The sequence below is a fragment of the Treponema sp. OMZ 840 genome, from assembly GCF_050937815.1.
Lineage (GTDB): Bacteria > Spirochaetota > Spirochaetia > Treponematales > Treponemataceae > Treponema_C.
Genome location: NZ_JACDIJ010000013.1, coordinates 15697 through 28376 on the forward strand (window position 1 = coordinate 15697; position 12680 = coordinate 28376).

11 protein-coding genes are annotated in these 12680 nt (G+C 39.0%); 7 read left to right on the plus strand and 4 right to left on the minus strand.

Annotated elements, in window-relative coordinates; genetic code table 11:
• Nucleotides 1-3: 3 nt before the first annotated feature.
• From H0R92_RS12240 to H0R92_RS12255, 4 genes are read right to left on the minus strand one after another with little or no spacing between them, the layout of a single operon-like run.
• Entirely contained in the window at nt 4-996 is a 993-nt protein-coding gene (locus tag H0R92_RS12240) for an ABC transporter permease (RefSeq protein WP_432965276.1), read from the minus strand.
• A 13-nt stretch (nt 997-1009) separates the two neighbouring features.
• Nucleotides 1010-2518 (minus strand): sugar ABC transporter ATP-binding protein, encoded by a 1509-nt coding sequence (locus H0R92_RS12245; protein WP_432965279.1) that lies wholly within the window; start codon nt 2516-2518, stop codon nt 1010-1012.
• Between the two features lie 9 nt (nt 2519-2527).
• On the minus strand, nt 2528-3787 hold the full coding sequence (locus tag H0R92_RS12250) for an AGE family epimerase/isomerase (protein ID WP_432965282.1): 1260 nt from the start codon (nt 3785-3787) through the stop codon (nt 2528-2530).
• A gap of 52 nt (nt 3788-3839) precedes the next feature.
• Nucleotides 3840-4853 (minus strand): LacI family DNA-binding transcriptional regulator, encoded by a 1014-nt coding sequence (locus H0R92_RS12255; RefSeq protein ID WP_432965285.1) that lies wholly within the window; start codon nt 4851-4853, stop codon nt 3840-3842.
• A 280-nt stretch (nt 4854-5133) separates the two neighbouring features.
• Here H0R92_RS12255 and H0R92_RS12260 point away from each other — a divergent pair, with 280 nt between their 5' ends.
• The 7 genes from H0R92_RS12260 to H0R92_RS12290 all read left to right on the plus strand — a co-directional run bounded on the left by H0R92_RS12260 (nt 5134) and on the right by H0R92_RS12290 (nt 12679).
• Nucleotides 5134-5670: a tripartite tricarboxylate transporter TctB family protein gene (locus tag H0R92_RS12260; RefSeq protein ID WP_432965288.1), complete on the plus strand. Its 537-nt coding sequence runs from the start codon at nt 5134-5136 to the stop codon at nt 5668-5670.
• Between the two features lie 16 nt (nt 5671-5686).
• The gene (locus H0R92_RS12265) at nt 5687-6658 is read left to right on the plus strand and encodes a Bug family tripartite tricarboxylate transporter substrate binding protein (protein WP_432965291.1); all 972 of its coding nucleotides are present in this window, start codon (nt 5687-5689) and stop codon (nt 6656-6658) included.
• 140 nt (nt 6659-6798) lie between these two features.
• Nucleotides 6799-8289: a tripartite tricarboxylate transporter permease gene (locus H0R92_RS12270; protein WP_432965294.1), complete on the plus strand. Its 1491-nt coding sequence runs from the start codon at nt 6799-6801 to the stop codon at nt 8287-8289.
• 40 nt (nt 8290-8329) lie between these two features.
• Complete coding sequence (locus H0R92_RS12275; protein ID WP_432965297.1) at nt 8330-9088, plus strand: SDR family NAD(P)-dependent oxidoreductase; 759 nt, start codon at nt 8330-8332, stop codon at nt 9086-9088.
• A 57-nt stretch (nt 9089-9145) separates the two neighbouring features.
• On the plus strand, nt 9146-9475 hold the full coding sequence (locus tag H0R92_RS12280) for a VOC family protein (protein WP_432965300.1): 330 nt from the start codon (nt 9146-9148) through the stop codon (nt 9473-9475).
• A 69-nt stretch (nt 9476-9544) separates the two neighbouring features.
• Nucleotides 9545-11431, plus strand: a complete 1887-nt coding sequence (locus H0R92_RS12285; RefSeq protein WP_432965303.1) for a sigma 54-interacting transcriptional regulator — start codon at nt 9545-9547, stop codon at nt 11429-11431.
• A gap of 240 nt (nt 11432-11671) precedes the next feature.
• Nucleotides 11672-12679: a 4-hydroxythreonine-4-phosphate dehydrogenase PdxA gene (locus H0R92_RS12290; RefSeq protein ID WP_432965306.1), complete on the plus strand. Its 1008-nt coding sequence runs from the start codon at nt 11672-11674 to the stop codon at nt 12677-12679.
• Nucleotide 12680: the final 1 nt, after the last annotated feature.

The following is a 12680-nucleotide window of genomic DNA, read 5'->3' on the forward strand; positions in this document are numbered from 1 at the left end:
TATTTACTTGTTAATCCTTTGAGGGGATGAACGGTTTCGTACCACAATATCAAGTAGAACGGATATGACGACAATACAACCGATAACAATATTTCTGATTGCGACAGGTGCTCCGGCAAATTGTAAGCCGTTTTGTAAAACCGCCCAAATAGAAGCACCGATAACGGTGCCTATTAAAATTCCTTGTCCGCCGAGTGTTGAAACTCCTCCGATTACAGATGCGGCAACTGCATACATTTCATATGTAGATCCGGCGTCCATTGCACCCATACCGGCAGAAGCACATTGAATAAGGCCCACTACACAAGCACAAAAAGCGGATACTAAAAAGGCTTTTGTGACGGTACTTAATAGATTTACGCCGCTTAGTTTTGCAGCTTCCGCATTACTTCCGATTGCATATATATAACGTCCTGTTTTTGTTTTACTTAGTATAAAATTAAAACAAATCCATATAAATACGGAAATCCAAATGGTATTAAACAATCCCAACGTTTTTCCGTAATAGAAAAAATCACGAAAATTTTGTGCAGCTTCACCTATACTGTTTGTGTTATAGTTATTGTTAACTATTTGTGCTATACCTCGCGCTACGGTCATCGTTCCGAGTGTTGCAATAAAAGGCGGAATTTTAAATTTTTCGACAAGATATCCGTTTATTATTCCGACAGTAAGACAGCAAACGAGTGTTATAAAAACTGCTGTCCACGGGTTTATTCCTTTTGTCATCAGTGTTGCACTTATCATTGTAGACATACCCACAACAGAACCTATTGAAAGGTCAATGTTGCCGGTAATCAAAACATATGATTGTCCTATACCGATAATTAAAATAGGAGCAATTTGTCTTAAAAGATTGCTGATATTCCGGCCTGAGAAAAAACTCGGATTTATAATACCAAATACTATACATAAAAATACAAGGCCGGCTGTAACGGTTAATACTTGTCCGGTACCTTGAGTCATGTTTAACTTTTTTTTGATTCCAATATTCATAATGCTCTCCCTATTAAACGGCAAGTTTACTTTTAAAATGAGTTGCCAACGTTAGAATTTTTTCCTGTGTTATATTTGTTCCTGATAACTCTCCGGTTATTCGGCCTTCGCACATTACTAGTATACGGTCTGCAAAGCCGATAATTTCTGGCATTTCAGAAGAGATAAATAAAACTCCGACACCTTTTTTTTTCAATTCATTCATTAAATTATAAATCTCAACCTTGGCCGCGACATCAATGCCGCGTGTAGGTTCGTCAAATATGACAATACGAAAAGGACGCCCCATCCATTTTGCAACTACAACTTTTTGTTGATTACCTCCCGAAAGTGTTTTTGCTGCTACTTCAGGGCCGGATACTTTAATATGCAAATTGTTAATACATTTTGCGATAAGGTTTGCTTCTTTTCTTTGATTGACGGCTTCTATTTTATTACATAATAAATCTAAATTCGGCAAAGCAATATTATCCCGTACCGGCAGCTTTGTACAAAGTCCGTATTTTTTTCTGTCTTCTGGTACAAGCACAATACCTTGTTTTATAGCATCCAAGGGTTTGCGTATATTTATCTCTTTACCGTCAAGAAATATTTTTCCCGACTCGGCGTGATCCATACCGAATAAAGTTCGAACCATTTCTGTCCGGCCGGCTCCCATAAGACCGGCAATACCGACAATTTCACCTTCATTGATCGAAAATGAAACTTTTTGCATCATAGTTTTGGAGTATAAATCTTGAACTTCAAGAATAGTTTTTCCTATTGGGCAGGTAATTCGAGGATATTTTTCCTTTATTGTCCGGCCGACCATGTTGGTAATGATTGTTTCTATATTAAAATCATTAAAAAGACCTGAAGTTATAAATTTACCGTCGCGCATTATTGTCACGTCATCGGCGATATATTTTAACTCTTCAAGACGATGTGAAATATATACGATCGCGCAGCCTTCATTTTTTAATTGTGTGATAATGGCAAAAAGTTCTTTTATTTCTCTGGTACTTAATGCACTTGTTGGTTCATCCATAATGAGAACTTTGGCATTTAGTGACAAAGCTTTTGCAATTTCGACCATTTGTTGCTTTGATATCGGTAAATCTCCGACCAAGGTATTAACAGTTATATCACAGCCAAGCTTTGTTAAAATAGCTGCGGCTTCTCTTTGAATGGCAGCATTATCGATGATGAATTTTTGTTTGCATTTTTCTCTTCCTAAAAAGATGTTTTCCGCAACGGTTAAATGTTGACATAAATTAAGTTCTTGGTGGATGATAGCAATTCCTTTTTCCTTTGCCGAATTAGGATTCAGGTTTCCGATAGGCTTTCCGAATAATGTTATATTTCCGCTGTCATACGGATAAATCCCGCTCAACACTTTCATAAGCGTTGATTTTCCGGCTCCGTTTTCACCGAGCAGGGCCATAACTCTTCCCGCCTTCAAATGCAAAGAAACATTATCCAACGCTTTTACGCCGGGAAAGGTTTTGCAAATATTTTCCATTTTTACAACATAGTCACTCATATGGCCTCTCTATTTACAACAATTCAGGCGCTTAATACATTCCGCTAACGCCCGTCCTGTATGATAAATGCCTTTCCATGCATTCCCGAGGTTTGAAATAAGCGGTTGTCCCGAACGCTTCAATAACTGTCTGCTTTCGCCTTGTTCGTGGTTTAAAAAGTATGTAGTAATAAATTCCCAGGTATTTGCAAAGGCTTTAAAATATTTTTTATCTCCAAACAAAATATAACCGTTTAAAAATCCTGTCATAGCTTCGAAATTTTGCCACCATTCTTTGTCGTATATCAATGCTTTTGTATCTGCAATTCCATCTCGATACACACCGCCGAATTCATAATCGTAGCCGTATTCAAGCGCATGGTCGAGAAGTTTTCGCATAAGATCGGTGTCCGTTATCGATCGTTCATTAAGTGTTTTCAACGCAAGGTCTGCAAGCCAACTTAATTCTACATTATGGCCGTAGCTGGTAGTATCTGTAGGATTATCTATTTTTTCACCGCTTTCCCGTTCCGCATTCCACGTTCTCTGTATATTGATAGCCGGAAGTTTATTAAAATCCAAATCAAATTGATTGTAACCGTATCCTTTTTCTTTATTGACCATATAGCGGATAATTAAATCATATACTTCTCTCAGTTTGCGTGCATGGATATGTTCTCCTGTGGCAGCATAGAGTGTTGTATAAGCCTCAAGCAAGTGCATATGAATATCCAATGATTTTCGATCGCCAGCATAATTACCGCTGGGGGACAGGCTCCAATCCCGTTCAATGTTCTCGAAATATCCGCCGTGTAGCGTATCCGTTGCATATTTTTGCAGACAATCAAACCCTTTTTTTGCATATTCAAGTGCCTGTGTGTCTTTGCTCATTAAATAATACTCTGATAATGCATAAATGGCAAAACTTTGTCCGTATGTTAATTTTGCAGGATCTTTAACAGTTGTGTCACGATTTAAAAGCCAGTAAAAACCTCCGAATTCTGTATCCCAAAAACAATCTATCAAAAATCGTGCACCTTGTGATGCTGCTTTTTTCATGTTGGTTTTATCTTTTTCCCGCGCAAAGGGGATGAGATTCGAAAAACCCCATACCATACGGCTTTGTGTTACAATATTTTTTTCTAGGCTGCCAAATAATTCTCCGGTTTCATTAAAACTGGTTAGATAACCGCCGTATGTTGTATCTACTGCACGTTCTAACCAAAACGGAATTATTTTATTACATAATATGTTCGATAAATCATCTCGATATTCTGCAGCGGTTTTCACTATTTCCTCCTAAAGACATTTTTCAGTCATATAATGATTATGTATTGCACATTTATTCCTTTGTGCTTGATTTGCGAAGAATCAGGGTCGGTTTAAGGCATATCGGTTTTGTAATAGTGGTATCGCCTTCAATATGTCGGAATAACATATCCACTGCGATACGGCTCATTTCATCCAAAGGTTGATGTACCGTTGATAAAGGTGTCTCTTGTAAGCCTGCGATGGAAATATCATCATATCCTGCAACCGATACATCTTCTGGAATGCGTACACCGCATGCACGTAAGCTGCCTATAATTCCCATTGCCATAACATCGTTTATTGCAAGAATTGCATCTATTTTTCGTGCAAAATATACTTTTCTGATGGCGTCGTATCCCCCTTGAAAACTCATTGATAAGGTTGTTATAATTTGGTTTTCTGAAAAAGGGATATGTCGGTCTTTATGTGCTTGGATAAACCCTCTTATTCGCTCCGCAAAAGGAACTAAATGAGGGTTTCCGGAAATTAATATAATATACCGGTGGCCGGAATCCAATAACTCTAATGTGAGGTCGTAGGAACCCTTATATAAATCCGTCATTACACAATTAGCTGAAATGTGTTTATAATAACTTGAAATAAAAACGAAAGGAAAATTATCCTCTTGTAGTTTATATATATGGCTTAAATCGGGTTTGTTTTCGATAACGGGTACAATAATAAGCCCATCGATACCGCGATCAATGAATTGGTGCGTTAATTTTGCTTCTTGTTTGCTCGATTCGTTTGTGAGTCCGAACATAAGGGCTTTCCCGCGGCGTTCAACTTCTTTTTGCAAATATCCCGCCATCTCTCCGAAGAATGAATTGAGCAAATCCGGAACTAAAAATCCTATTGTGTTTGAAGATGAAAGACTAAAGGAACGCGCGTATGGATTAGGCCGGTAATTCAAGCGGGTAACGGTATCAAGTACTAAGTGTTTTGTTTGTGCTGAAATACGGGGAGAATTATTTATTGCCATAGATGCGGTACCTACGGAAACGCCTGCCGCGGCAGCAACATCTTTTATGGTTATTTTTGACACTAGAAGTCCTTGTTGTTGTAATGGTGTTGAACCGGTTCAACACCATTATTATAAATCCTCATTTTTAAGTTGTCAATGTTTTTTTGCAAGTAAAAGTCAACGGGTATAAAGGAGTAAAAATCTTTTTATAAAATTCAATTAAAAACGGATTCGGTATATTTACATTTTTTTATGTATATTGCATAATGCACTTTCAGTTCGGCTATATATATTTTAGTGTTACTAAAGTTTACGGCAATTATAAAAGTTACTATTTATATCATTTAGGAGCGTTCGGATTATGGCAAAGGGATTTAAATTCGGCATAAAGCATATGAATAATTTTGTCTTATCGATTTTTACTTTCGCTATCGGCTCTTATATTACGTTTGCACCCGGTGTGGTAACGAATATGTCCAGTAAGCAAGAGGGGGGCTTTTTTGCCCGGCCCGATGTTTATTTAAAAATGCTTTCAGTATCGCTTATGCTATTGGCGCTTATCCTTGCATTCAAATCCATTGGAAAGATAAATGATTCAAAAGAAAATACCGATAACAAATTTCATTTTTATTTGAATAGAGAGATTGTGTATGCGACAATTGCATTAATTTTATATGCTTTTTTATTACCCATAGTAGGATTTGCAATTACTACAACTGTCTTGGTTTTTTACCTTGTGTTTTTATTTGCAACACCTTCATTGCGCGATATTCAGGATACAGTTCTTAAAAAACGCGAGATAAAAAAACTTTTAATAATGGATTTCGCTTATACTGTTATTTTAGTTGTTCTTATGTATTTATTGTTTACGTATTTATTTGGCATTTCATTGCCATAAAAATAGGAGGTATAAAATGAAAAGGGTATTATTGAGTGTTATGATTTTGCTTTGTGCAATTTCATTTGTTTTTGCCGGCGGACAATCTGACGGGAACGGAAAAGTTCAGTATCCGACTAAAAATATCAGTGTTATCATTCCCTATGCTCCGGGAGGCGGATCTGATATTTTGACAAGAACGATTATGAAGTATGTTCAGATGGATCGTTCTTTTGTGGCAATTAACGTTGAAGGTGCCGGCGGGTATATAGGATGTATGCAAGCCTATAATACGAAGGCCGATGGTTATACGATTTTAGCTCATAACGCGATGGATGTCGTTTCCTATACTTTAAGCGGGCAAACGGACACTCCCGTCTGGAATGATTTGGAAACTATTTGCATGGTTGTTTCTGATTTTAATGTCATTGCCACAAACAAACAAAGCGGATGGAAAACACTTGAACAAATGGTTGCCTATGCAAAGGCGAATCCCGGTAAAATTCGCTGGGGTGTTACCGGAGCGCAAACTGTGAACATGGTCGATACATTGAGAATTGTCGAAGCGTTGGGATTAAAGGGTTTGGTAACTTTAGTTCCGTATGACGGCGGTGCGGCATCAAAAACCGCTCTTTTGGGTAACCATATTCAAGTAGAAACCAATTCAAGTGCCGATATTCGTTCTTCTTTATTGTCGGGAGATGAAATTCCGTTAATGGTTGTTGCCAAAGATCGAATTAAGGCTTTGCCGAATGTTCCCACTACCGTTGAAAAAGGAATCAATATAACAACGGCAAAACCGCGCGGATATTATGCTCCCAAGGGAACCCCCCAATATGCATTGGATTATCTTGCGGATGCAATAAAAAAGGTTACAGAAATGCCTGAATTTGCAGAAACGGTTGAAAAACTCGGATGGCAGGTTGAATATGTTGACGGTGATTCTTCCAAAGCGCAAGTAAAAAAATGGGTGGAAGAATTGACGCCGTTTTTTTCACAGTTTAATTGATGTTATTTTTTCAGATGTTTGCGTGAGTCTAAAAACTCAGTTTTTAGACTCACGCTTTGATTGTAAGTACGCCCGGGCTTTCAAAAAAAGAAACTCTTTTAAGACAAGTCCTGTTATTTATTTGAAAAGGTGAATCTGGCATGAATGCAATTTTAATGGGTTTTGAAGTTCTTTTTGCAAATCCGATGAACTTATTATTAGTGGCTTTTGGTATCTTTATGGGAATCTTTTTTGGCGCGATTCCTGGATTGACGGCAACTCTCGGTGTGTGTCTTATGATTCCCTTTACGTATAAGTTAGCTCCCGTTGCCGGAATTACACTGCTTGTAAGTATTTATGTCGGCGGAATAAGCGGAGGTCTTATTACAGCGACATTAATTAATATACCCGGAACTCCATCTTCAATTTTTACCTGTTGGGACGGGTATCCGATGACAAAAAAAGGAAGACCCGATGTTGCGCTTGCGCTGGGGGTTGTAGCTTCTTTGATAGGTGGAACTTTTTCGGCAATAGTTCTGTTTGGTATAGCTCCTCAGCTTGCTAAAGTTGCACTGTATTTTAATAATTGGGAATATTTTGCCGTTTCGTTAATGGGTGTCGCAATTGTTGTCGGGATGAGCGGGAACGATTTGATACGCGGTTTGATGGGAGCACTCATCGGATTGATTTTGGGCGCAGTAGGTTTGGATGTTATTACAGGTTCGTCGCGACTGTGTTTCGGTCAATGGCAACTTCAAGGCGGTATAACTTCAACCGCGCTGATGATGGGATTGTTTGCAATAAGAGAGATTTTTGACCAAACGAAAGATATGAATAAAAGCCGTGAAAAAATTCGATTGGAAAAAGTTTCGTTTTTACCTCCATGGAAAGAGTTAAAACAATGCGGCCGCTCCATTTTGGGCGGAAGTTTGATCGGTACCGGAATCGGTATATTGCCCGGTATCGGACAAAATGCAGCGACAATACTTTCATATAATTATGCTAAAAGTGTTTCAAAGAATCCGGAAGAATTCGGAAAAGGAAGTCCGGAAGGAATTTGTGCGTCGGAGTCTTCAAATAATGCTGTAAACGGAGGGGCACTCATACCCTTGCTTACTCTCGGTATTCCGGGTGATATGACTACTGCCATGATGATAGGCGGTTTAATGATTCATGGTATTCAGCCGGGACCGCTGCTGTTTACAACAAATATCGACGTAGTAGGCGCAACCATGGCGGTGTATTTTATAGCCAATTTTGTTATGTATTTTATGGAATTGGGACTTATGAAAGTGTTTGTAAAAATGATTAATATAAAACTTTCCTTATTATTTCCGGCTATAATTTTATGCTGCGTACTCGGCGTATTTGCAATGAATAACCGTATTTTTGATGTGTGGATATTAATACTGTTCGGAATTGTAGGATATGTTTTAAAACAATTGAATATTGATTTAACCCCTGTTATCTTAGGCTACATACTCGGCCCCATTGTGGAAAAATATTATAGACTCGGTATGATTGCTTCCAACGGTAATTTTTTAGACTTATTCAGTAGACCTGTTGCCACTATATTTTTTATAGTATCGATTTTATTTGTTATTGTGCCGTATACAAAGTTAGGAAAACGGGCACAACAAAGAAAAATATAAAAGGACAATGTTAAGTAAAACTTAACAAAAAGGAGTTTCTATGAGCTTTGGAAATTTAACGGGAAAAGTTGCAGTAGTAACCGGAGCCGCCCAGGGTATGGGAAAGGCCATTGCACTCGGTTTGGCTCAGAGAGGTGCCGATATTGCTATTTGTGATATCAAAAAAGATGAATTGGAAATTGCATGTGCCGAATTAAAAAACGCTACGGGAAAAAAAGTGTATATGCAGAAAGTCGATATTTCAAACGAGGCACAGGTAAATCAATTCGTTTCCGATGTGGAACGACAGTTGGGTAAAATAGATATTTTGGTAAATAATGCTGCGATTCATCCCTTACATGCGATTGAAGAAATTTCAAGTGATGAATGGGATAAAGTGTTTGCGGTGAACATAAAGGCTCATTTCTTTTTTTGCAAAGCGGTTATACCGGGCATGCGGAAGCGTAAATTCGGAAGAATTATCAGTATTTCATCGGAAGCGGGAAAAAATGGGGGTACGGTAGCGGCCGTGCATTATGCCGCAACAAAAGGCGCCGTGCTCAGCTTTGTACGGAATTTAGCGCAACAAGTGGGTGCTGACGGCATTACCGTTAATGCAATCGCCCCGGGCCGTATAGAAACTGCAATGACCGCAACGGCGACACCGGAACAAACGCAAAAGTTTTTGGATAAAAGTATTATCAAAAGACTCGGTTCTCCGGCCGATATTGCCTATGCAGTATGTTATTTGGCAAGTGAAGAAGCTTCTTTTGTTACTGCGGAAACGATGGCCGTTAACGGCGGAACATTGCGAGATTAATACATATACATGATAATGAATGCCGCAAATTCATTATCATAAACCGGAGGGATTTTTATGATTTTGGATCACGTATGTTTGCAGGTAAGTGATATTTTGTGGTGTATCGAATTATTTTCAAATGTTTTCGGTATGAAGATAAGCAAATATAACGGTGATTCAAATCATCCCTCCCAAGTGTGGCTTGACAATGTTTTGCAATTAAATGAAGTTCGTGATATAATTAGTGCTGAAAATACAGTATTCGGACATCTTGCCTTTTGCGTTTCGGATACGGATGCGGTAATCGAAAAACTGTACGATTACGGAGGAATCTCTTTACCTCAAGGTTTTAACTGGATAAAGCTTCCAAACGGTATTGTTTTTGAAATTCTTAAACAGGAGTAAATTGATTTATGTTTACGTACAAGACTTTCATTTATTTTATCGGCCTATATGCGTGATTTATAGCGAACAATGATTAGAATCCTTGTCATTGTTCCGTATCAGGAACTTCAAGTATTTGTAGATACAAAACTCCGTTCTATAGATTCGACAGGGTTTTCCGTTAAGTCGATGCATCTTTACGGTACGGACAAAAAAGCTATTGCCGACATAGATGAAGATATTGTTGTTGCACGCGGGATTACCAAAGAAGCGATATCCAAAAACAGACCCGACATTCACGTAATCGGTATTCCCTTACTCGTATATGATTTTTTGGAAGCCCTCTATACATGTAAAAAACTTTATCCGGGGAAAAAAATAGGATGGATAGGAAGCCAATACGATTTGGAAGGCGTATCGGCTGAAATCTCGGCAGTTATAGGGTGTGAATTACTTTATGCAAAGATATCGGATCAATTTGATGTTGCCGGTTCGGTAGAATATTTGCATGATATGGGCTGTGAGGTTTTTGTCGGCGGGCTTACCGTGTGCCGCTTTTGTGAAGATGTGGGTTTTTCTTACGTGCATGTAAAAACCAGCGTTCATGCTATAGAAAGCGCGATAGACGAAGCCATTGCAGCCGGCCGTTCTTTGGAGATGTCCGTATCAAGGGCGAATTTATTGGCGACTCTTCTTAATAATGCACAAGACGCTATTGTGGCGGTAAATGCCGATGGAACGGTTATAGCTTCAAATAGAGTCGCCGCCGTTTTGTTCGGTGAAGATTTGAAAGGGGGGAGTATAGAAAAGGTGTATCCCCAAGTAAATTGGTGTGATGCGATTTCAAAAAACAACAGAATTGAAATGGTGCAAACTGTCCGCGGCCAATATATGTTGGTTGTCCAGCAGCCGATTTCGGGAATCGGTGTTTTATTGACGTTTCAAAATATTGAACGATTACAACGTGTTGAACAAAAAATACGGACGGAATTGGCGCATAAGGGCCTTGTCGCAAAATATACTTTTCAAAATATTTTAACGCAGAATTTTCGTATGCAAGCTTTAGTTGCAAAAGCGCATCGCTACAGCCAAGTGGATGAGTCCGTTCTTTTAATCGGCGAAACGGGGTCCGGAAAAGAATTGTTTGCGCAAAGCATACATAATTCGTCGCGGCGGCACGGCAATCCCTTTGTTGCAATAAACTGCGCCGCTTTGCCGGAAAATCTTTTGGAAAGCGAACTGTTCGGTTATGTGGAAGGTGCGTTTAGCGGTGCACGCCGAGGCGGAAAAATAGGTTTGTTTGAACTTGCCCACGGCGGAACGATTTTTTTAGACGAAATCGGAGAAATGTCCATCAATTTACAGGCAAAATTGCTTCGAGTGCTTCAGGAAAAGGAAATACGCAAATTGGGCGGCGATACGAATATACCGGTGGATGTCCGGATAATCAGCGCGACAAATGTCAATATAAGTGAAAAAGTGAGCAGAGGATTGTTTCGTATCGATTTATTTTACCGTATCAGTTTATTGAGTATCCGCTTGCTGCCTTTGCGGGAACATATGGATGATATTCCGGTTTTATTTGAATGGTTTGTTAAACATTATTGCGATAAACATAACTTTCGTATTCCGCACATTTTACCTGAAGCTTATGAAATATTAAATCAGTATTCATGGCCGGGTAATATCCGGGAATTACGCAACTATGCTGAACGCCTTGCAATTTTAAACAGCGCCGCGGTAGTCGGCAAAGAACAAATATTGGAATTGGATATTAATGCCACCTCTGTAGACAATTTTAACGAGGTACATGCAAAAAGTTTTTTATCGCCCGTGTCCGATACCGAAAAAACGCTTCGCAAACAGTTGCGGATAAGCGGACTGTCGCAAGAAGATTTTGCCAAATCATTGGGAATAAGCCGTACGACACTTTGGCGGCGTATGCAATCGGAAAAAAGCAATAAAGAACCGTTTTAAATCACGGCTTGGTTTAGACAGCTTAATGTGAAACATTTTGTTTTGTATTTGTTTCAGCTACACAGCCATATGAAACAAATTGTTTCATATGGCTGTAATATTTTTTCATATTTTTCCACAAATAAAAATTCGTATATTTAATTTATTATACCGTATACAAATAAAATAAGGTTTTGTTTTCCGGAATAGAAAAAAAATTGGCACGATTCTTGCTTTTGTTGTATAAAAAAGGGGAACTATATGAAAAAACCTGTTCTTGGAATGTTAATGGGAGATCCGGCAGGAGTCGGACCTGAAATTATTGCAAAACTCATTGTCAACGGTTTTATAAAAGAATATTGCAATCCCGTGGTTATAGGTGAGCGCCGTGTACTTGAAAGAGCTTTTGATGTAATCGGTTCTAAGGTTCCGATTGTGTCCGTTCGGGATGCGGAATCTATAGATTTTAATTCAAATGCAATTCAATTGTTTGATATTGACGATCCGAATGCGGAACTTTGCGAATTCGGAAAAGTGTCTTTGGCCGGAGGAAAAACCTGTCTTACGGAGCTTAATATTGCCGTTGAATTATGTAAAACTGAAAAAATAGAAGGTTTTTGTTTTGCGCCTCTAAATAAAGCGAGTATGAAGGTTGCCGGTATGCATTTTGAAAGCGAGCATCACTATCTTGCCGACTTATTCCATTTAACCGGTCCCTTTTGCGAAATAAACGTGGTAGGCTCGGTATGGACTACGAGAACTACCAGCCATATTCCTATAAAAGATGTTTCGCAAAATCTGTCGGTCGAAAGGATTCTTCGAGCAGTTTCGCTTTGTTCTTCCACGCTTAAAAACAGCGGAATAGCATCGCCGCGTATAGCGGTTGCCGCTTTAAATCCTCATTGCGGTGAAAACGGCCTTTGCGGGCGCGAAGAAATCGATATAATAGAGCCTGCAATAAAAAAAGCAAATGAACAAGGGATTGCGGCATTCGGCCCCTATTCGAGTGATATACTTTTTATAAAAGCTTTTCAAGGAGAATTTGACGGTGTTGTTACGATGTATCACGATCAGGGGCAAATAGCTTTAAAACTCAAAGGTTTTGATGAAGGCATTACTATCGGCGGAGGGCAGCCGTATCCGATTGTTACATGCGGACACGGAACGGCATACGATATTGCCGGTAAAAACCTTGTGAAAACGCATTCGTTCGAAAATGCAGTTAAAATGGCGGCGCGAATGGCAAATCATATAGCCGGAAGGAATTAGG